Genomic DNA, 20,562 nt, shown 5'->3' with positions numbered 1-20,562 from the left:
GCCGGTGCCCTTGAACTCTTCATAGATCACGTCGTCCATGCGGCTGCCGTGTCGATCAGCGCGGTGGCGATGATGGTCAGGCTGCCGCCTTCCTCCACGTTGCGGGCGGCGCCGAAGAAGCGCTTCGGGCGCTGCAGCGCGTTGGCGTCCACGCCGCCGGTCAGCACCTTGCCGGAAGCCGGCACCACGGTGTTGTAGGCGCGAGCCAGACGGGTGACCGAGTCCAGCAGGATCACCACGTCCTTCTTGTGCTCGACCAGGCGCTTGGCCTTCTCGATCACCATCTCGGCTACCTGCACGTGGCGGGTCGCCGGCTCGTCGAAGGTGGAAGACACCACTTCGCCGCGCACCGAGCGCTGCATTTCGGTCACTTCTTCCGGACGCTCGTCGATCAGCAGCACAATCAGCACCGCGTCGGGGTGATTGGCGGTGATGGCGTGGGCGATATGCTGCAGCATCACGGTCTTGCCGGACTTCGGCGGCGCCACCAGCAAGGCGCGCTGGCCGCGGCCGATCGGAGCGATCAGATCGATGATGCGGCCGGTGATGTTTTCCTCGGCGCGGATATCGCGTTCAAGCTTGAATTGTTCGGTGGGGAAAAGCGGGGTGAGGTTTTCAAACAGGATCTTGTGTTTGGAATTCTCGGGCGCCTCGCCGTTTACCTTGTCCACCTTGACCAGCGCGAAGTATCGCTCGCCATCCTTCGGGGTGCGGATTTCGCCCTCGATGGAATCGCCGGTGTGCAGGTTGAAACGGCGAATCTGCGAAGGGCTGACATAGATGTCGTCCGGCCCCGCCAGATACGAAGTATCCGGACTGCGCAGAAAGCCAAAGCCGTCCGGCAACACTTCCAGCGTACCCTCGCCGAAGATGCTCTCGCCTTTCTTGGCCTGGTTTTTCAAAAGCGCGAAAATCAGATCCTGCTTGCGCAGCCGACTGGCCCCGTCTATCTCGTTGGAAATTGCCATTTCAACGAGTTCGGAAACGTGAAGATGTTTGAGATCAGATAAGTGCATAGCGGTCGTGAGGTCGACTCGGTAACATTAGGCGGAACGCTAATTTGAGGGTGTGGAAGTGGGAACGAAACGGGCGGCTTTTTTATGCCACCCGTCTTGAAGATTGTGCGTGGAGAATAGACGCTTTAGATGTTGCTGTCAACGAAGGCTGTCAGCTGGCTCTTGGTGAGCGCGCCTACCTTGGTGGACACGACCTGGCCGTCCTTGAAGATCATCAGGGTGGGGATGCCGCGGATGCCGAATTTCGGCGGCGTCTGCTGATTCTGGTCGATGTCGAGCTTGGCCACTTTCAGACGGCCTTCGTACAGCTTGGAGACTTCGTCCAGGATCGGGGCGATCATCTTGCACGGGCCGCACCACTCAGCCCAGTAGTCAACCAGCACCGGCAGATCGGATTGCAGAACTTCCTGTTCGAAAGAGTTATCGCTTACATGGTGGATGAGATCGCTCATGATTTCCTCGCTTATGGATTCAAGCCTGCTTAATTCCCGATGGTAACAAGCGGCAGCGCCTCCGGCAACCGGATAGGCCAAGATTGGCATCCCCGCGCCCGAAGGGGTTTTCAGCCGGCCATCGGGGCCGGCCGCGCCGCGGCCCCAATCGACATGCGCGGAAAATCGCCATCATTCGGTATAATGCCCCACTGTTTACATGAGAAGGACTCCAAATGGGCTTTCTGCAAGGCAAAAAAATTCTGATCACCGGCATGATCTCCAATCGCTCCATCGCCTACGGCATTGCCCAAGCCTGTCACCGGCAAGGCGCCGAACTGGCGTTCACCTATGTGGTGGACAAGCTGGAGGATCGTGTGCGTGAAATGGCGGCCGACTTCGGCTCCAAGCTGGTATTCCGCTGCGATGTGCAGAACGACGACGAGATCAACCAGTTGTTCGTCAACCTGGCCAAGGAATGGGACGGCCTGGACGGCCTGGTGCATTCGATCGGCTTCGCGCCGCGCGAAGCGCTGGAAGGAGACTTTCTGGATTCGCTCAGCCGCGAAGCTTTCCAGATCGCCCACGATGTATCGTCCTACAGCTTCCCGGCGCTGGCCAAGGCCGCGCGACCGATGATGCAGGGCCGCAAAGCCTCGCTGCTCACCCTGTCCTACTTGGGCGCGGTGCGGGCCATCCCCAACTACAACGTGATGGGCCTGGCCAAGGCCAGCCTGGAGGCGTCGGTGCGTTTCATGGCCGCCAGCCTGGGCAAGGAAGGCATCCGCGTCAACGGCATCTCCGCCGGCCCTATCAAGACCCTGGCCGCTTCCGGCATCTCCGGCTTCTCGAAGCTGCTGAACATGGCGTCGAGCCAGGCCTGTCTGCGCCGCAACGTGACCACCGAAGAGGTGGGCAACGCCGCGGCCTTCATGCTGTCCGACCTGTCGTCCGGCATCACCGGCGAAATCACCTACGTCGACGCCGGCTACAGCGTCAACGCGCTGAACGTGCCGGAATAATTTGTCCAGCGGCGGATTTGCGCCCGGCTTCCACTGCCGGCAGACCGTATTCCCGATCAAAAGCCCCGGACGCCTCCGGGGCTTTTTGGTTTGCGCCGGGAGCTTTCGGCTCGGACTTGCCGTCTGGCCGAGAGCGTGTCAAACGTCTGTCAAATCCGCAGGTCCCGATTCGCAGGTTTCCAGAAATATCCGGACTTGCTTCTCCGCCTCATCGCGAGTGAGGCCATAGCGCATCTGCACCAGGCTGATCAGTCCATGGAAATCGCTTTTGGCGCTGGCGGGCACAATCTCCTTGGATATCGGATGAGGACTGGCATCGGCTTGGATTCCCTCAACGGAATTGACCATGGTGATGACTCCCCGAACACGGCGACGCCCCAAAAGCTGTCGCACCGTGAAAGAGTGAATCCCCGTCGGCGCAGAGTATGTACGCCATCGCACCCATAAAGAATAAAACCTGCAAATTCATATGGCAGCCGTGTTTCGCCATGGCGGAAACGATGGATTGGCTCGACAGTTAATTTCTGGCCTCCAACTCGCGAATTTCGCTGATATTGGTAAAGGTTATTACAATGCCGTCTATCACATTTTCCTGGGTGCGGTAAGGCATGATTCGCGCGCGGTACCATTGGCCATCCGTTGCACGGATCAGCTTGTCCTGGAAGGCCAGCGTGCAAATCACCGCCTGGGCATCCTGGCTCAGCCCGGGATAATCAAGGCTATTGGCAATATCCGACAACGGCCGGCCAATATCGCTTTGGATCAGCTTGAACAGCGTGGTGACATGTGAGGTAAAGCGCCTGATCTTCAGCTCGCCATCGAGGAAAATGGTTGCGATTTCGGTGCTGTTCAACAAATTCATCAGGTCGTTTCTGGCCTCGGACAAATCTTCCATTTTGGACTGCAGTTCGGCATTCACCGTCTGCAGCTCTTCATTCATCGATTGCATTTCTTCTTTCGAGGTCGTCAGCTCCTCATTGGTCGATTGCAGCTCCTCGTTCATCGATTGCAATTCCTCATTGGCCGACTTCAACTCCTCCATCGAGCAACGCATCTCCTCATCCATTGACTGCAATGCTTCGCGAGCCTGCAAAAGATCCCGTTCCAGTTGCTGATGCTCATCTCGGGAAACGGTTGCGCTCCTTCTTCTTTTCGACTTGTTCTGCACAACATCGTGGAACACGATCAACACTTGGCCGCGCAGCGTTTCCGGCGCCTGGATCGCATGCACGGTCACATCCACCACCTTGCTGCTATTGCCTTCTTCAATCGTAATGCCTTTGACCTGAAGGGGCAGCGGACTCTGCAAGGCTCTTTTCACCACTCCGGTCAAGGCTTCCCGCAAGCCTGGCCGGGCCATTGCGTGGATATTGATATTGACCTTCCCTGCCGCCGGCTCCAGGTAGGAGCCGGTGCGGCCGCTGATGTACATGATGTCTCCGTCAGGATTGACCAGAACAGCCGCCGGCGCATAATTCTGCTGGATCAGTTGATCTATCTGCGGACCTATGCTTTCAGCCTCAGAAGTTTCCTTGGAGGGCGTAGGCGTGGCATTCATATTGTTTTTCTCCAACGATTTGCTCGGGAATGTCAATTCCGACGAGGACAGCATTTGATCTAGACGCAGAAATAATCGACACTTGCTTTTTATCGGAGAGAAGAGCTGGGATAGCTGCCCGGGAGACTCTGCATTGCCAAGCATCAGGATCCCGTCCGGATTCAAGGCATAATGAAACAGCAACAGCAGTCTTTTCTGCAGTTTTGCGTCGAAATATATCAAAAGGTTTCTGCAAGACAGAATATCCAGCTTGGTGAATGGTGGATCCGAAATGACATTTTGCGTGGCGAATACGATGCAGTCGCGAATTTCCTTCTTTATCCGATATCCATCATCTTCCTCTATGAAGTATCGCTCCAGATACTCCAAAGGAATATCGCTTTTTATTTTCTTGCTGAAAAACCCTTTTCTGGCTCGGTGAATGGCGTCGGGATCCAGATCGGTCGCATACACTTGCAGTGAAAACTCCGCATCCGAATCGAGCAGCCTTGCCGCCTCTTTGAAAGAAATGACCAGAGAATAGGCCTCTTCGCCGCTTGAGCAACCCGCCACCCAGGCGCGCAGCTTCCTCCCCTCGGGATAGCGGGAGAAAAATGCGGGGAAAGCATCGTCGTGCAAGCACTTCCAGATTTCAGGATCGCGGAAAAAATTGGTTACCCCTATCAGCAATTCCTTGTAAAGCAGGGCAAGCTCTTGAGGATTGGCATTCAGATAGCGCGCATAATCGGCAATGTCATCCATTTTATGCAGGGCAATCCGTCTTTCAATTCGTCTTGTCAGGGTATTGATCTTGTAAAGCGAAAAATCGGCATGGCAGTGTTCATGCAGCAGCGCGATGATCTTGCGAAAGTATTCCTGATTGTCCAGCACGATGCCTAATGGGTATTCAGTCTTGTTCATTGAATATTTCAGCCAATGAATGAGCAGCGCCGGCAGTTGCTCCGGCGGAGCGATGATCTGCACGGCTCCGGTGGCGATGGCCGAAAGCGGCATGCTGTCGAACCCGGCAGTGGCAGGCTCCTGGGCAAGGCACAAGCCGCCTTTCTTGCGAATGGAGAACAATCCCTGAGTGCCATCGCCTCCCATGCCGGAAAGAACAATGCCAACTGCCTGTTCCCGCAGCGCTTCCGACAGCGTCTGAAAGAAATAGTCGATGGGCAGCCGCAGTCCCACGCTCTGCTCGGCGCTCAGACTCAAACGACCGTTCGCCACGGAAACGTTTTGCCGCGGCGGCGCAACGTAAACATGGTCGGGCAGGATTTGCAAATTGTCCGCCGCCTCCAGCACAAGCATCGGGGTGTTGTGTTGCAGGATATCCGCCAGCATGCTGATATGCGTCGGCGTGGGGGCCAGATGCTGGACAACGATGAATGCCAGCCCGCTCTTTTCCGGAACGTGGGCCAGGAATTTCTTCAGCGCCTCCAGTCCTCCGGCAGAGCATCCGATGCCGACAATCGGGAAACCAATCGAACCCAAACCCGCACTCGGCTCCGGGGTGGACTGTGGCGATACTACCTGCGGAATGGAACTCATCGATCCACCATCATCAATACTATGTACCTGTTATTGTTCAATCGAGTGGCTAAGCATCTCGGCTTCGGCATGCTTGATCTTGTCGTAATCGGTCAAGATCAGGCGCAAGGCCACGCCGGTTCCGACCAAGTACTTTCTTTCGCAGTCCACATGCACCATCCGCGGAGTCGGCCGCGGTGAGTTCAGTGCCAGGATGATGCTTTTCCCTGCATGCTCCTTGGCATAGAGCGCGCTTTCGAAAAACAGCAGCCAGCGCTTTTGATCAGCGCCTGATATCAGACGGTTGACCGACATGCCAATGAGATTGATCTTGTCGGCGCCAAGAATATCGCAGGCTGGCTTGTTGATCTCGGTGATTATCCCTTTCGAGTCTGTCGAAATGAAACCGGCGGCAGCGGCTTCGTAAAGATCGGCATACTGGTCACGCATGAATTCCACCAATGCGTTGTTGTTTTGCAGTTCGATGATTTGCGCCTCCAATTCGATCTTATGAACCAGAAGCTCATGCATCAGGAACCCAGCGGGCTCGGCAGTGGAACTCTCAGAAAACAAACCCGCTACCATCGCTTCGGCATTTTCCCGCTGCAATGTCCGTTTTTTCATCCAGCTCGATGAATTGCTCATTGAATGGATATGCCTTTGAAAATCATGCATGAATGAGAGCCAGCCAAATCCGTCTGGAGATGGACGTGAACATGTTGCCCGGTGGTCGAGGAAATGCGGCGGCCGTTGAAAACATGCGCTACAGGAGGCCTGCCCAGCATGGACCATGCGGGGATTTGGCTACCCCGGCCCTGAAGGATGGTGTGTTTGTAGCTCGCTTTACAATTATAAGCCAGCCCTGCATAGATATCATACCTGCAAGTCTTGAGGCATGATAGATCGGATCAATGGACGCGCGGGCTCAAGCGCGTAAAGCCACCCGAGCGGGTGCGGCGGGCGACGCGTTGGCCGGCGAATGGCGGGGCATCTCCCCAACATTGCCGGCGCCACGCCGCGCAGGCCGGAATCGCACCGCGTCAGGCCAGGTTTCGCAGCGTCCGCTCACGCTCCCATTGCCGGGTTTTGGCCTGTGCGACAAAGGCGGCGACATTGTCGGCCGCGACAACTCCGGCATCGGGCTGGATACCCGCCCTCTGCAATAACAGCAAACCGCCGCCATCGACCCCCAACGCTTTCAGATGGGCGAAAGCGTCGCGCGCAAAGTCGATGGCGGCCGCTTCGCAAGACAGCCGCTCCGCGGCGTCCTCCGCCAGCACGAGCGCCACCGCGTCGAAAAACGCCGACGGCATGCCGGCCAGCGGGCCATCAATCCTCAGCAAGGAGCCATCGGACAATCTGATTTGGCCGATCCTGGCCGCCACCACCCTGACTTCGGCTCCGGACTCGCTCGCCGCCAGGCGCAGCGCTTCGATCGTCCGGCCATCGCTTCCGTCCGCCGCCAAGATTCCGACCCGCCTCCCCTCAAGGCTGTCCTTCATCTTGCCTATGGTCTGCAAGGCCGGCGACGGCGGGTAGTCGCGCACCGGCTCGGTAGCATGGGGCAGCATCGGCAACACCACGAAGCCCAGGCCGCTGGCCACCCGCCGCGCCAGTTCCTCATCGATATGGCGCAAATGGCCCACTACCGCCTGCCGCACATGCGCGTGCCCGACCTTGGACAGTTCAAACACCAGCGCAGAGGCGATATGGGCCTGCTCGTAGCACATCTGGCTGCGATAGAACTGGCGGGCCTGGCTATAGTGATCGGCAAAGCTGCCAGCGCGGATCCGCCCTTTGTCGCCGCTCTCGCTGACCTCCGCGGTCTGGAATCCCCTGGAGAACGACTCACGCGCCGAGTCGCCTTCCAACGTGCTGGGCTCATACGCCACCCTGCCGCGCGGCACCGACGCCTGCATGCGGCCGTCGCGCTGTTGATTGGCAAACGGGCACTGCGGCGCATTGACCGGAATCTGATGGAAATTGACCGAGCCCAGCCGCGACAATTGGGTATCCAGATAGGAGAACAGCCTGCCCTGCAGCAGGGGATCGTTGGAGAAGTCGATTCCCGGCACCAGATGCGATGGACAGAAGGCGATCTGCTCGGTTTCCGCGAAGAAATTGTCGGGCCAGCGGTCCAGCACCAGGCGGCCGACCGGCTGCAGCGGAACCAGCTCCTCGGGAATCAATTTGGTGGCGTCGAGGTGGTCGAAGGGAAACTGGTCGGCCTCCTCCTGGCTAAACAACTGCACCGAAAACTCCCACTCCGGGAAATGGCCGGTGGAAATCGCCTCGAACAGATCGCGGCGATGGAAGTCGGGGTCGGCGCCGGCGATCTTGCAGGCCTCGTCCCAGGTTGTCGATTGCAAGCCGAGTTTGGGCCGCCAATGGAACTTGACGAAGGTGGACTGGCCGGCGGCGTTGATCAGCCTGAAGCTGTGGATGCCGAAGCCTTCCATCATGCGCAGCGAGCGCGGCAATGTGCGGTCCGACATGATCCACATCACCATATGCATGGCCTCCGGCGTCAGGGAAATGAAGTCCCAGAAGGTGTCATGCGCGGTGGCCGCCTGCGGGAAACCGCGATCCGGCTCCATTTTGACGGCGTGGATGAGGTCGGGGAACTTGATCGCGTCCTGAATGAAGAAAACGGGAATATTATTGCCAACCAGATCCCAGTTGCCTTGCCGGGTATAGAACTTGATGGCGAAGCCGCGCACATCGCGGGGAGTGTCGGCGGAGCCGGAGCCGCCGGCCACGGTGGACATGCGGGCGAACAGCGGCGTCCTCTCCCCCACCTCGGTCAGGATCTTTGCCGTGGTATAGGGCTTGAGCGAATGGCTCAGCTCGAAATAGCCATGGGCGCCGGAACCCCGCGCGTGCACGATGCGCTCCGGGATGCGCTCATGGTCGAAATGGCTGATCTTCTCGCGCAGGATGAAGTCCTCCAATAGCGAGGGACCGCGCAGATTGGCGCGCAGCGAGTTCTGATTGTCGGAAACCGGCAGCCCCTGATTGGTCTTCAGCACCGGATGCGCCCTTTGCGCATATTGATGCAGTTCGCCGCCATCGCCCTGGTATCCGTCCGGCGAGACCTCCGCCGAGGGTATCTGTTTGCTCATATTCGCTCACCTGATCGCTGCCGGTTGAATCGTGGCCTGCCCGCTGCCTGCATCGGCCTGACCAGGGAAACGCGCGCAAACCGATCAATCTGCCCGCCAGCCGGTGCGTATCTTTGCCTGATTTGGAGCGGGAGGCTCCGTTTACGTGTCCGGCGGCATGTTCAGTCGTACCCGCCGCCGCTGTCGCCATCGATAGCCTGGCTTGCGCCAGGCGACGGTTTCTGCTTGGATTCGAGACCCATCTGCTCCACGTTCAACACCCAACGCTTACGCGCCGCATCGAACATGAAGGCGCGCCATGGCGCGTTGAACAGCGTCTCGCCAATATCCGGATTGCCTATCGACAGCACCGCATGCGCGACGCGGCCGCTTTGCCTGTCCAGCATGATCTCCTTGATCACGCCCACGAGTTCGTTCTGCTGGCTGTAGATATCGCTGCCGATCAGCGCATCGGCGCCCACCAGCTCGGGCGCGGTCACGGCGCCGGACTTGCCCCTTGGCCGGCATATGCCATAAACATCCCGCTCCGTGTAGTCCATGTCTGTCTCCTTGCTGCCGCCGCCTCGCCAATGCCGCCTTCGGCGTCAAGACCACGCTAACCAGGCCAGGCATCTGGCGTCTGTGCGGTAGCGCGCTTTGCCGTAGTGAAACACCCTTCCTGCGCGTTTGAGTGCGACAACGTACAGACCCTAGACGACGACCGCCGCTAAAACGGCACATGCCGACACTGGGGCGCAGCCGGCACGCATGCACCGCCCCCTCCACCACAAGAAGGAAGATCATGAACCACATCACCACCACAGATGGCGTCCGCCTGCATGTCAAAACCTGGGGCGAAGGGCGGCCCGTGATCATGGCGCATGGCTGGCCGCTGTCCGCGGACAGCTTTGACGACCTGGCCATGGCCATCGCCGATGCCGGCATGCGCGCGATCTTTTACGACCGCCGCGGCTTCGGTCGCTCGGACCAGCCCTGGAGCGGATACGACTACGACACCCTCGCCGACGACTTGGCGGCGGTGGTAGAACAAATGTCCGCGCAGGACGCCGCATTGCTGGGCTTCTCGATGGGCGGCGGTGAGGTGGCCCGCTACCTGGCGCGCCATGGCGACCGGCGGATTACGCAGGCAGTGCTGATTTCCTCCATCCTGCCCTTCCTGCTGAAAACCGACGATAACCCCCATGGCGTCGAACAATATGTGTTCGATCAGATGTCCGCCGATATCGAGGCCGACCGCACCCAATTCTGGAGCGGCTTCTTCAAGGATTTCTTCGGCATCGGCCTGGTGTCCCACCTGGTAAGCAAGGAACTGATCGACTGGTGCCGCAGTATGGCGATGCAGGCCGGCCTACGGCCCGCCCTCGCCTGCATCCAGGCCTTTTCCAGCACCGACTTCCGCCGCGACCTGGCCGACTTCACCATGCCGACGCTGATCATCCACGGCAACGCCGACAAGATCGTTCCCTTCGACAAGAGCAGCCGCCGGACCGCCAACGAGATCGCCCAGGCCACCTTGATCGAATACGACAATGCGCCGCACGGGGTGCTCTTCAGCCACAAGGACCGGCTGATCAAAGATGTCGTCGGCTTTCTGCGCGAAGGCCCCAAACGGACATGCCAGGCCGAGGCATAGCCGCCTCGCGCGCAAGGCCCGGAAAGGGGACGCGGACGCATCTCGCAAAAACGCAAAAACGCAGCCGTCAACGATAGCCGCATGCCTCGACTCCCACCCTTCGCAAGAAGCCTGGCCGCAACAGGCCGACCGGCGCACCGGAGATCATCATGACCACGCTGATTGAACAGCAGGCCGCCACCGGACAAGGCGGCGTCCACAGCAGCGCCAGCGGGCATCCGCTGAGCGCCAGTTGCAGAATCGCGGCGATTTACCCCGGCAGGGAAGAAGCGGACGACATCCGCCGGCAGCTGATCGCCGACGGGATTGCCGCCAGCCAGGTCGATATCGTGCATTCTCCGCCGCCGGCAGGCGTCGCCGGCCCCGACCATCAGGCCATCAGAAGCATGCTGGCCGCTCATGTCGGCGACACGATGCTGGGAAGCGGCGCAGGCATCGCCGGCACCATCGTGCTGTGGGCGCCGGACCTCGCTCTGTTCGTCACCAGCCAGGCAGTGGCCCCGCTCGCGGCGCTGGGTTGGTTCTCCAGCCTGGGCGGTCTGCTGAGAGCCGTCACCGGAGCCGAGAGCAACGCCCCGCTGAATGGCCCGCAGCGCGCGCAGGGCCGGTTTTCCGAATTGATGATGGATGCCGTGCGGACAGGCGACGCGGTGCTGATCGTGCAAACCCGGGGCATCGCCGAAAGAGAGTGGGTCAAAAAACGGATTGGCGAGTCGCTGTCCGCTTCCGCTCCGGCGGCTGGCGAATCCGCGGCGCGAAACCCGCCGCGATAAGGAATATGGAGGCCGCGCTCAGCCTCAGGCAACCAGCCCGAACAAGCCGCCCGCGCCTGCGGTCAAGACCATCGCCAGCGCGCCCCAGAACGTGACGCGCATGGCGCCCGTCCAAACATCCGCGCCGCCAAACCAGGCGGCCAGGCCGCCCAGCAGAGCCAGAAACAACAACGATGCCCCTGCGACACAGGGCACCAGGCTTGCCGAAGAAGACCATGCCGCCGCCGCGATGGGCAAGGATGCCCCGACGGTGAAGCTGGCCGCCGAGGCCAGCGCGGCCTGCAGCGGACGCGCGCTGAACGCCTCCACGATCCCCAGCTCGTCGCGGGCATGCGCGTCCAGCGCGTCATGCGCCATCAATTGCACGGCGACCTGCCGCGCCAACTCCGGATCCAGGCCGCGGCGGACGTAGATCGCCGCCAGCTCATTATGTTCGGCCTCTTCGTTCGCCTTCAGCTCTTTCCGTTCCACTTCCAGTTCGGCCCGCTCGATATCCGCCTGCGAATGCACCGATACGTACTCGCCGGTGGCCATCGACATCGCCCCGGCCACCAGACCGGCCGCTCCGGCGATCAATACATTGCCGTGGCTGCCATTCGCGGCGGCGACTCCGACAATCAGGCTGGAAATGGAAACGATGCCGTCATTAGCGCCCAACACCGCGGCGCGCAGCCAGCCTATCCGGCTGGTGCGGTGCCGCTCCCGGTGGCCTTGCAGCATGCTCTGCCTCCTGTGCGAGTAGCCTGCCGACGATTGCCGGCATCGCCACAGCCTCATGATAGCTGTTGCCGGCAGCGGCCAGATTGCCGCGGCGCGAAATCCGGTGTATCACTAAACCCGCCCCCAAACCACCCGACAAGACTCCATACATGCCCGACGACCACCAGCTTGCCGCCGACATCGCCGCCCGGGCGGCCACGCTGCTGAACCTGCTGCGGCAAGGAAACACCGCCGGCGACCAGGCGCTGGGCGCGCTGGCCGACGCCAAGTCCGACGCGCTGATATCGCACCTGCTGCGCGAGGCCCGGCCCGACGACGGCCTGCTGTCGGAAGAGTCGGCGCCGGACAATCGCAGGCTGGACCAGCGGCGGGTCTGGATCATCGATCCGCTGGACGGCACCCGCGAATACAGCGAACAGGACCGCGACCGCAGCGATTGGGCGGTGCATGTGGCGCTGACCGAAGACGGCCGGCCGACGGCCTGCGCCGTGGCGCTACCCGCCCTGGGGCTACTGTTCTCCACCGCGGCTGCGGCGCTGGCGGATGCACCGCCGGAACCAGTCAGGATTCTGGTCAGCCGCAGCCGGCCGCCGGCCATTGCCGGGCGCGTAGCTCAGATACTGGATGCGGAACTGATTCCCATGGGCTCGGCCGGCGCCAAGGCGATGGCCGTGCTGCGCGGCGAGGCCCACGCCTATCTGCACAGCGGCGGGCAATACGAATGGGACTCCTGCGCGCCGGTCGGCGTGGCGCTGGCCGCCGGCCTGCACGCCTCGCGCCTGGACGGCGGCCCCTGCCGCTACAACCAGGCCGACCCGTTCATGCCGGACCTGCTGATCTGCCGGCGCGAGCTGGCGCCGACGCTGCTGTCGGCCATCGCCCAGGCCTTGCGCGAATCGCTCGAACCATGAGTCAGCCGGACGCCGGCGGATTGGCAGCCAGCAGCTTCTTCAGCGCCTCCATCGAATAGTAGAAAGCCTGGTCGAACTGATCGATCAGGCTGGCCGCCGTCGATAGATCCGCCGCCCGCCCCAGTTGCTCCAGCGTGGCGCACAGCGACGCCAGCGGCAAGGCGCCCACGCTGCTGGCGCTGTTCTTCAGCGAATGCGCGGTGCGGAACAAGGCTCCGCCATCGCCGCTCTTCACCGCCTCGTGGACCGCGACATGAATGCCCGGGCACTCCTGCAGCCAGGCTTCCAGCATTCTGGGCAGCAGCCCGGCGCGGATGTCGCGGATGGACGCCAACACTTGCGGATCGATCCAGTCGCCATTGGCCCCATGGGCCTCGCCCGAGCTCCCTTCCGGCTCCGGCTCGCCTCCCGGCGCGAGCCAGCGTTTCAGCGTCGCCGCCAATTCCCGCTGGGTGAAAGGCTTGGCCAGATAATCGTCCATGCCGGCCTGCAGGCAACGCTCCTTGTCGCCCAGACCGGCGTTGGCGGTCAGCGCCACGATGACCAGATGCGCATCCCCTCCCTGCTCGCTGAGGCGTATGGCCTGGGTAGTCTGCCAACCGTCCATCACCGGCATCTCGCAGTCCATCAGCGCCAGGTCGAAGCTTTCTTCGTCAAGCAGCCTGAGCGCCTCCTCGCCGTTGCCGGCCAGCCTGGCGCTGCAACCCATGTTCTGCAGCATCGCCAGCGCCATTTCCTGGTTGACCAGATTGTCCTCCACCAGCAGCACATGCCCATTCAAAGCCCTGGCCATCCGCTGCTCGCTAGCAAGCTCGCTGCCGGCGGGCCTGGCGCCGGGCTCGTGCGCCTGGATCAGCGCGTTGTACAGGTCGGAGCGCCGCACCGGCTTGGTCAGCACCTGCCGCGCCAGGCTGGCGGCGTCGTTCAATTGCTGGAAATCGTCGGCCGCCGAGCTGAGGATGATGGCGGGCGGCATCGCCTCGCCCAATTGCTGGCGGGCGCGGGACAGGAACATCAGGCCATCCATCTCGGGCATCATCATGTCGGACAGGATCAGATCGAACGCCTGCCCGCCCTCCCTCTCCGCCAACCGCTCCAACGCAAGCAGCGGGCTGAGCACGGCGCACACCCGGCAATGCCAGTCCGCCAGCTGCCGTTCCAGTATTTCCAGATTGGTGGCGTTGTCGTCGACGATCAGCACATGCAGCCGACTCAGCCGCTCCGCCGGCTGGTGGGGCTGGGTCTGCGGACCGCGCGGCAGGCGCAGTTGGAAATGAAACTCGGTGCCCACGCCCGGCTGGCTGGAAAGATCGATGCGGCTGCCCATCATGCCGATCAGGCGCTGCGAGATCACCAGGCCCAGGCCGGTGCCGCCAAAGCGGCGCGTGGTGGAGCTGTCGGCCTGAGTGAAGGGCTGGAACAACCGGCACTGCTGCTCCGGCGTGATGCCTATGCCGGTATCCTCCACGCTGATCCGGCAAACCGTTTCCTGTTCATCCTCCGCCGCCAGTTCCACCCGGACCACCACCTGTCCCGACGCGGTGAACTTGATCGCGTTGCCGATCAGGTTGGTCAGCACCTGCCCCAGCCGTTTGCTGTCTCCTATCACGTCCACCGATGCCGTCGGCTGCGCGCACAACAGTTCCAGCCCCTTGCCGTAAGCCACCGGCGCCAACCGTTCGACAATCTCCTCCACCAGCAGGCTCAGGCTGAACGGCTGCCGGTCCAGCTCGAACTTGCCGGCCTCTATCTTGGAAAAATCCAGGATGTCGCTGATGATGCTGAGCAGGCTTTCGCCGGAACGGTGCACCACATTGACATAGTGCAGCTGGCGCTGGTCCAGCCTGGTGCTCAGCAGCAGGTCGGCCATGCCTATCACGCCATTGAGCGGCGTGCGGATTTCATGGCTCATCACCGCCAGGAATTCGCTCTTGGCCCGGTTGGCGGCCTCGGCCGCGTCGCGCGTTTCGGCCAGCGCCACCGATTGCCGTTGCAGTTCGTCCAGCGCCAGCTGCAGCTGCCCGTTGGCCTCCTGCAGCGCCTGGCTGCGCTTCTGCAGCGCGGCCTCGCGGTCGTGCAGGGTCTGGTACAGCCGCACCCGGTTCAGCAGCAGGTTGTCGTCCAACGGCTTCATCAAGTAATCCACCGCCCCCAGGCCATAGCCGCGGCCGATGAACTCCTCAGCCTTGAAGATGGCGGTGACGAAGACGATGGGAATGCCGCGGGTGCGCTCGGTCATCTGCAAATGGCTGGCGGTCTCGAAGCCGTCCATGCCCGGCATCTGCACATCCAGCAGAATCAGATCGATATCGTGTTCCAGCGTCCTGAGCAGCGCCTCCTCGCCCGAGCCCGCCTCCAACACTTCGCAATCGCGCAGGCGGGACAGCAGCGCCCGAAGCGTGACCCGGTTGCTTTCATTGTCGTCCACCACCAGGATGGCAAATGGCCCGCTCATGCCGCGGCGCTCCGGCTGACGCGGTAGATGTAGCTGCCGCTGCGGCAGGGCTCAAAACCTTCGTCCAGCGCCAGCCGGTGCAACCCGTCCTGCGGCCCCAGCGCCAGGAAGCCCTCGGCGTGCAGCGAGCGGGCGAAGCGGCGCAGCACCTGGCGCTGCAGCTCTGCATCGAAATAGATCAATACATTGCGGCACAGGATCAGCTGAAATTCGTTGAAGATGCCCTCGTCCGTCAGCGAATGGCGGTGGAACAGGATGCGCTGCCGCAATCTGTCGTCTATCGCCAGAAACCGCCCGTTGCCGGACAGGTAGGCATCGAACAAGCGGGGACCGCCGCTGGCCAGGTAATGCTCGCGATTGACAGCCAGCGGACCGCTGGGGAACAAGCCGCTGGAGCCCAGCTCCAGCAGATAGGGATTGAGGTCGGTGGCGAACAGGTGGCTGCGGTCCAACAGGCCCAGCTCGTCCAGTATGATGGCCAGCGAATACGCCTCTTCGCCGGTGGAGCAGCCGGCCGACCACAGCTTGATCATCGGGAAGCTGGCCAGATAAGGCAGAACCTCCTCGCGCAGCTGCCTGAGCTGCGCCGGATGGCGGAAAAAACTGGTGACGCCCACCGGTAGCTCGGCGCACAGCCGCTCGAACAGCGCGGCGTCGGACAGCACCGCGCGCTGAAACTCGGCGAAATTGCGCAGATTGAACTGCGTCATCAGGTTGAGGATGCGCCGTTGCAGGCTTTCGCGCTGGTAATGGCGGAAATCGTAGCCGTAATGGCTGACCAGCGCCTGCAGGAACAGCTCCAGCAGTTTCCCCTCCGGCCTGGCCTCATCGCCGGCCATCGTCGCAACCACGGCGCTGGCGATGGCCGGCAGCTTCATGATGAAATCGTAATGGCTGGCGTTGCGGGCGGCATCCGGCATCACCCGCGCCGGCGCGCATTCGTCGCCGTCCTCGACGATCACGCAGGAGCCGGCGGCGCGCAATGCGGCGCAGCCGTCGACACCGTCATGGCCATAGCCGCACAGCAGCACCGCCAGCACGCCGTCGCCGTACTCGCCGGCCAGCGATTCGAACAACGCGTCTATCGACGGACGGGCAAACTGGATCTGCCGGTCGCGGGTCAGGTAGACAAAACCATGCGCCACCCGCATGTGGTGGCCGGGCGGCGCCACGTACAGCGTGCCGGGCCGCACCGGCTCCATGTGCTGCGGCATCAGCACGCTGTACTCGGTGCGTGTCTTCAATAGCTGATCCAGCAGATTGATCTGGTTTTCCTGCACATGCTGGGCGACGAACACCACCGCGTCCGACAGCGGCAGATGCTCGACGATGCTCAGGATGCGCTCCAGGCTCAACGCGGAGCCGGCCAAGGCCAGCGCCCGCAGCGGTGGCCTCTCCTCGGAGGCCGGCGGCTGGCTGGACACTTGGCTCACCGGCAAGCCCAGCCGCATCAGGCTATGCGCCAGCAACGCGTGATAGGCGATGATCTTCAAGCGCCCTCCCGCGTCCAGCCTGGCGGCAAACGCCACCATCAGCTCCGCCGCCAGCAGATCGGCATCGTAGAAGCTCAGCTCCAGCATGTCCTCCGGCGCGCCGCGCAGCAGCTCCAGCAAGGCGGCGCGGTCCTCGGCGGCGCCCAGCTTGCCCAAGATGGCCACCCGGCACAGCTCCCCCTGCCGCTGAACATTGACGCTCATGCCTTCCGCCCCCCGCACCACTGCGCCACCCTGGCGACCAGCACATCGTAATCCACCGGTTTGGACAGGTAGTCGTCGGCGCCGGTAGCCAGTATCTTTTCCCGCTCCGCCGGCAAGGCCTTGGCGGTGATCGCCACCACCGGAATGCCGGCCAGGGCAGGATCGGCGCGGATGGCGGCGATCGCCTGGTAGCCGTCCATTTCCGGCATCATGATGTCCATCAGCACCAGATCCACCTTTTGCTGCGGCAGGAATTCCAGCGCGCGCCGACCGTTGACAGCGGAAAACAGCTTGGCGCCGTGCCGCTCCAACGCGGCGGTGATCACGAACAGATTGCGCGGATCGTCATCCACCACCAGTATCTGCCGGCCGGACAACAACTTGCCGTCGCCGCTGGCCGGCGGCGTCTTCAGCGCCGCATGCTGCCTGGGCACGTCCTGCAAAAAGCGTTCCACATTCTCCATCAACCGCTGGCCGGCCTGCGGCGTCTTGACGATCACGCAATCGGAATAGGCGCGCAGCGCCGCCTCCTCCTCGTCGCTGGGATGGCTGCCGGCGTAGAACACCAGCGAAATGGCGGGATCGGCTTCGCGCAGCGCCGCCGCGATCGCCAGCGCGTCGGCCACCGGGTCCGCTCCCAGATCGACGATGGCCAGCTGGCAGGGTTCCTGCCGCAACAGCGACGCCCAGTCGGCGCCGGGCGCGGCAGCCACGACGGCGCCGCCGCCCTTGCCGAGCAGCGACTGCACTTCCGCGCCATCGATGCCGCCATTCTCCACCACCAGGATGCGCTCGCCGCCTTTGCTGCCCACCGCGCGGATCAGCGTCGCCTCCGCCGCCGCCAACAGATGGTCGTCGGCGGGCTTGCTGAGGAAACCGATGGCGCCCTGTTGCAGCAGCGCCTCGTCGCGGTCGCGCGCGGAGACGATGTACACAGGCAGATTGGCTAGCGCGGGACGGGTCTTGATCTCGTGCAGCACCTGGCTGCCGTCCATGTCCGGCAGCCCCAGGTCCAGCAGGATGCCGTGCGGACGGTACTGGCCGGCCAGCGCCAGCCCGCTGGCCCCGTCATGGGCCACCAGGGTCTTGTAGCCCAGCCTCCGGTTCATGCTCACCAGCATCTGGCCGAATACCGGGTCGTCGTCTATCAGCAAGATGATGCGGTCGCCGGAGCGCACCGTCTCCCTATCGTCCCTAGGCGCGTCCAGGGACGCGCGCGCTTCGGACGGGCGGCGCGCCGGCGCTTCGGCGGCCTCTACGGCGTCTGGCAGCAGCACGATGAATTCGCTGCCCTCGCCCGGCACGCTCTGCAACTCGATGGTGCCGCCCAGCATTTGGGCGAAGCGCAGGCTGATGGTCAGGCCCAGGCCGGTGCCGCCGAACTCGCGCGAGGTGGAGCCGTCCGCCTGCTGGAAGGCCTCGAAGATCACGTTGCGCTTTTCCTCCGGTATGCCGATGCCGGTGTCGCGCACGCTCAGCCGGATGGGCATCGGCTGGTCCGGATGATGGCTCAGGCTGAAGGTGACGCTGCCCTTGCGGGTGAACTTGATGGCGTTGGTCAGCAGATTGCGCAGGATCTGCGACAGCTTGTCGGGATCGGAGACGAATTCGCGCTGCAGCGCGTCCTCGACGACGAAACTCAGGCCCTTGTCGCGAGCCACATGCTCGAACATGCCCTGCAGTTCGCTGCACAAGTCTTTGCTGCGCACCGGCGACAGGTGCACATCCATGCGGCCCGCCTCCACCTTGGACAGGTCCAGCACGTCGTTGATCAGGCGCAGCAGGTCCTCGCCGGAGCGGTGTATCACCTGCGCCCACTTCAGCGCCTCGCCTGCGACCTTGCCGTCTTCGTCGCTGACCATCATCTTCGACAGCAGGATGATGGAGTTGAGCGGCGTGCGCAGCTCGTGCGACATATTGGCGAGGAACTCCGACTTGTACTGGCTGGCCTGATCCAGCTGCTTGGCCTTGGCTTCCTGCTGGCGGCGCGAGGTCTCCAGCTCCAGATTCTGCTGCTCCAGCTGCTGCTGCGACTCCTCCATCTGCGCATTGGTCTGCTGCAGCTCCTCGGTCTGCTGGCGCAAGAGTTGCTGCGCCTCCTCCATCTGGGCGTTGGTCTGCTGCATCTCCTCGGCTTGCTGCTGCAACTGCTGCTGCTGCTCCTCCATCCTGGCGTTGCTCTCGCGCAGCTGTTCGCTCTGCTGGCGCATTTCCTTCTCCGACGCCTCGCTGGCGACCAGCAGCTTGCGAATATGGACGCGCTGCTCGGCGACAAACAGGAAAGACGCCAGCATGCCGCCCACATTGGCCAGGAATTCCTGCTTCTTGTCGTCGAAACGCTCGAAACTAGACAGCTCGATCACGCCGACCAGCTCCTTTTCATGCAGCAGCGGATAGGTATAGGTGTAGCGCGGCAGCGCCATCATGGTGCCGGTAATGATGGGGGCCACCTCCTCCGCCGCCACCTCCAGGATGATGGGCTTTCGCTCGCGCGCCACCTGCCCCACCGCGCCCTCGCCCAGCGCGAAGCTGGCGCCGATGTGATTGCGTTCGGTATACATATAGCTGCCGATCAGCACCAGCGCCTGCTCGGCCTCCTGGTACAGGTAGAACACGCCGCGGCCGGCATCCAGATAGCGGCCTATCATGCCGATGGCGGAATCGGCCAACTGCTCGGTGGTCAGATCGCCGGTCAGCGCGGTGGATATCTGGCTGTAGCCGTCCTTCAGCCAGTTGCGGCGTTCGTCCTCGGCGCGGGCGCCGCGCAGCATGCGTATCATCTCGTTGATGGCGATGCCCAGCCTGTCCTTTTGCGACACCAGCTTCACTTCCTCGCTCAGGTCGCCCTGGCCGATGGCGTAGGCGCGGTTGGCCAGTTGCTCCAGCGTTTCCATCAGGATCTTGATCCTGGCCATCAGGCTGTTGGTATCGCCGGGCTTGAGCGTGATCTCGCTGGACAGATCGCCCTCCGCCAGCTTGGCGGCGATCAGGGCCGCCTCGCTGGGCTCGCCGCCCAATTGGCCCAGGATGGAGCGGCTGGTCCAGTAGCCCAGCAGCGCGATGACCCCCAGCATGATGGCGCAGATCACCAGCGTCAGCTGGATGGCGTTGCGCTTGGTCGCCACCGCCTCGTCGGAAAATTTCTTGGCGATCAAAATGTTGTAGTCGATATGCTCGTCTATCAGCTTCAGCATCTGGTCGGATAGCGGATCCATCGCCAATACCATGTCGCGCGCCTTGACCATGTTCTGTCCGTCCTTGCCAGCCTCAGCCAGCATGGCGTCAAGCCTGGCCTGATACTGCGCCCACACCGGCTTTTCCTTCTCCAGATCGGTCTTGTCGGTTTCATCGGCGAAACAGTTGGTGCCGAAACAGCCATCGATTTCGTAATTGCGGATTGCCTTGCTGACATTGTTCCTGGCGATCTGGATCTGCAGCTCGACCTGAGTCCGATCTTTCTTGTCGGTGGCATAGACGTGGCGGCTGGCCTGGACGCAAAGCTCCTGAAAACTGCGCCGCAAATTCCCAAGCACCCTCAGGCTGGGCACGGCGTTGACATTGCCGAAATTGGCGCCATCGTAGACCCGCTCCATCAGAAACTGCTCCAAACCGGTCAACAGGGCCAGCCCCAACAGAGCCGTGGCCACCAACAGCGCCATATTCTTGCCGACAGTGAGTTTCATGCCTTCCCTCCAATGGAGCCGACAACTGG

The 20,562-nt window shown here is 62.3% G+C and carries 14 protein-coding genes and 1 pseudogene; 4 read left to right on the top strand and 11 right to left on the bottom strand.

Translation table 11 applies throughout. The features are described from left to right. Together rho and trxA are read right to left on the bottom strand one after the other, a co-directional pair. Positions 1 to 1,016, bottom strand: a pseudogene (gene rho / locus BI344_RS07205) (transcription termination factor Rho); the annotation flags it as partial. A 125-nt stretch (positions 1,017 to 1,141) separates the two neighbouring features. Further along, positions 1,142 to 1,468 carry a thioredoxin TrxA gene (gene trxA, locus BI344_RS07200; protein WP_071112302.1) on the bottom strand — a complete coding sequence of 109 codons (327 nt, stop codon included), beginning with the start codon at positions 1,466 to 1,468 and terminating at the stop codon, positions 1,142 to 1,144. Between the two features lie 215 nt (positions 1,469 to 1,683). Between trxA and fabI the strand changes: the two genes are divergently transcribed. Beyond that, the gene (gene fabI / locus BI344_RS07195; RefSeq protein ID WP_071112301.1) at positions 1,684 to 2,469 is read left to right on the top strand and encodes an enoyl-ACP reductase FabI; all 786 of its coding nucleotides are present in this window, start codon (positions 1,684 to 1,686) and stop codon (positions 2,467 to 2,469) included. A 138-nt stretch (positions 2,470 to 2,607) separates the two neighbouring features. Here fabI and BI344_RS07190 read toward each other — a convergent pair whose 3' ends face one another. From BI344_RS07190 to BI344_RS07170, 5 genes are all read right to left on the bottom strand, one after another. Continuing rightward, positions 2,608 to 2,817 carry a hypothetical protein gene (locus tag BI344_RS07190; protein ID WP_071112300.1) on the bottom strand — a complete coding sequence of 70 codons (210 nt, stop codon included), beginning with the start codon at positions 2,815 to 2,817 and terminating at the stop codon, positions 2,608 to 2,610. A gap of 169 nt (positions 2,818 to 2,986) precedes the next feature. Continuing rightward, positions 2,987 to 5,560 carry a chemotaxis protein CheB gene (locus tag BI344_RS07185; protein WP_071112299.1) on the bottom strand — a complete coding sequence of 858 codons (2,574 nt, stop codon included), beginning with the start codon at positions 5,558 to 5,560 and terminating at the stop codon, positions 2,987 to 2,989. Between the two features lie 30 nt (positions 5,561 to 5,590). Continuing rightward, the gene (locus BI344_RS22765; protein WP_206600342.1) at positions 5,591 to 6,184 is read right to left on the bottom strand and encodes a PAS domain S-box protein; all 594 of its coding nucleotides are present in this window, start codon (positions 6,182 to 6,184) and stop codon (positions 5,591 to 5,593) included. A gap of 395 nt (positions 6,185 to 6,579) precedes the next feature. Continuing rightward, complete coding sequence (locus tag BI344_RS07175) at positions 6,580 to 8,661, bottom strand: catalase (RefSeq protein WP_071112297.1); 2,082 nt, start codon at positions 8,659 to 8,661, stop codon at positions 6,580 to 6,582. A 161-nt stretch (positions 8,662 to 8,822) separates the two neighbouring features. Further along, a complete protein-coding gene (locus BI344_RS07170) occupies positions 8,823 to 9,200 on the bottom strand; it encodes a PRC-barrel domain-containing protein (RefSeq protein ID WP_071112296.1) in 378 nt (125 codons plus the stop codon). Positions 9,201 to 9,442: 242 nt separating this feature from the next. Here BI344_RS07170 and BI344_RS07165 point away from each other — a divergent pair, with 242 nt between their 5' ends. Beyond that, the gene (locus BI344_RS07165; RefSeq protein WP_071112295.1) at positions 9,443 to 10,294 is read left to right on the top strand and encodes an alpha/beta fold hydrolase; all 852 of its coding nucleotides are present in this window, start codon (positions 9,443 to 9,445) and stop codon (positions 10,292 to 10,294) included. A gap of 149 nt (positions 10,295 to 10,443) precedes the next feature. Further along, positions 10,444 to 11,067, top strand: coding sequence for a hypothetical protein (locus tag BI344_RS07160; RefSeq protein ID WP_071112294.1), 624 nt, complete (start codon positions 10,444 to 10,446; stop codon positions 11,065 to 11,067). Between the two features lie 24 nt (positions 11,068 to 11,091). Here BI344_RS07160 and BI344_RS07155 read toward each other — a convergent pair whose 3' ends face one another. Continuing rightward, positions 11,092 to 11,787, bottom strand: a complete 696-nt coding sequence (locus tag BI344_RS07155; RefSeq protein ID WP_071112293.1) for a VIT1/CCC1 transporter family protein — start codon at positions 11,785 to 11,787, stop codon at positions 11,092 to 11,094. 149 nt (positions 11,788 to 11,936) lie between these two features. Between BI344_RS07155 and BI344_RS07150 the strand changes: the two genes are divergently transcribed. Next, a complete protein-coding gene (locus tag BI344_RS07150) occupies positions 11,937 to 12,698 on the top strand; it encodes a 3'(2'),5'-bisphosphate nucleotidase CysQ (RefSeq protein ID WP_071112292.1) in 762 nt (253 codons plus the stop codon). 1 nt (position 12,699) lies between these two features. Here the strand turns inward: BI344_RS07150 and BI344_RS07145 are convergent, their stop codons facing one another. Genes BI344_RS07145 through BI344_RS07135 form a run of 3 tightly spaced genes read right to left on the bottom strand, consistent with a single transcriptional unit; the run spans position 12,700 to position 20,533 of the window. Beyond that, a complete protein-coding gene (locus BI344_RS07145) occupies positions 12,700 to 15,153 on the bottom strand; it encodes a response regulator (RefSeq protein WP_071112291.1) in 2,454 nt (817 codons plus the stop codon). Beyond that, entirely contained in the window at positions 15,150 to 16,850 is a 1,701-nt protein-coding gene (locus BI344_RS22760; RefSeq protein WP_083338866.1) for a chemotaxis protein CheB, read from the bottom strand. Before BI344_RS22760 ends, BI344_RS07145 begins: the two co-directional genes overlap by 4 nt. Then, positions 16,847 to 20,533, bottom strand: a complete 3,687-nt coding sequence (locus tag BI344_RS07135; RefSeq protein ID WP_071112290.1) for a response regulator — start codon at positions 20,531 to 20,533, stop codon at positions 16,847 to 16,849. The genes BI344_RS22760 and BI344_RS07135 overlap by 4 nt, the downstream gene beginning before the upstream one ends. Between the last annotated feature and the right edge of the window lie 29 nt (positions 20,534 to 20,562).

Origin of the sequence: Chromobacterium sphagni, from assembly GCF_001855555.1 — a bacterium.
GTDB lineage: Bacteria > Pseudomonadota > Gammaproteobacteria > Burkholderiales > Chromobacteriaceae > Chromobacterium > Chromobacterium sphagni.
This window is presented reverse-complemented; position numbering and strand designations above follow the sequence as displayed.

Excerpts from the sequence above, each read along its gene's own strand:
- trxA (WP_071112302.1), bottom strand. The coding sequence starts at position 1,468 with ATGAGCGATCTCATCCACCATGTAAGCGATAACTCTTTCGAACAGGAA.
- fabI (WP_071112301.1), top strand. The coding sequence starts at position 1,684 with ATGGGCTTTCTGCAAGGCAAAAAAATTCTGATCACCGGCATGATCTCC.
- BI344_RS07150 (WP_071112292.1), top strand. The coding sequence starts at position 11,937 with ATGCCCGACGACCACCAGCTTGCCGCCGACATCGCCGCCCGGGCGGCC.
- BI344_RS07175 (WP_071112297.1), bottom strand. The coding sequence starts at position 8,661 with ATGAGCAAACAGATACCCTCGGCGGAGGTCTCGCCGGACGGATACCAG.
- BI344_RS07190 (WP_071112300.1), bottom strand. The coding sequence starts at position 2,817 with ATGGTCAATTCCGTTGAGGGAATCCAAGCCGATGCCAGTCCTCATCCG.
- BI344_RS07160 (WP_071112294.1), top strand. The coding sequence starts at position 10,444 with ATGACCACGCTGATTGAACAGCAGGCCGCCACCGGACAAGGCGGCGTC.
- BI344_RS07155 (WP_071112293.1), bottom strand. The coding sequence starts at position 11,787 with ATGCTGCAAGGCCACCGGGAGCGGCACCGCACCAGCCGGATAGGCTGG.
- BI344_RS07170 (WP_071112296.1), bottom strand. The coding sequence starts at position 9,200 with ATGGACTACACGGAGCGGGATGTTTATGGCATATGCCGGCCAAGGGGC.
- BI344_RS22760 (WP_083338866.1), bottom strand. The coding sequence starts at position 16,850 with ATGAGCGTCAATGTTCAGCGGCAGGGGGAGCTGTGCCGGGTGGCCATC.
- BI344_RS07185 (WP_071112299.1), bottom strand. The coding sequence starts at position 5,560 with ATGAGTTCCATTCCGCAGGTAGTATCGCCACAGTCCACCCCGGAGCCG.
- BI344_RS22765 (WP_206600342.1), bottom strand. The coding sequence starts at position 6,184 with ATGAGCAATTCATCGAGCTGGATGAAAAAACGGACATTGCAGCGGGAA.
- BI344_RS07135 (WP_071112290.1), bottom strand. The coding sequence starts at position 20,533 with ATGAAACTCACTGTCGGCAAGAATATGGCGCTGTTGGTGGCCACGGCT.
- BI344_RS07145 (WP_071112291.1), bottom strand. The coding sequence starts at position 15,153 with ATGAGCGGGCCATTTGCCATCCTGGTGGTGGACGACAATGAAAGCAAC.
- BI344_RS07165 (WP_071112295.1), top strand. The coding sequence starts at position 9,443 with ATGAACCACATCACCACCACAGATGGCGTCCGCCTGCATGTCAAAACC.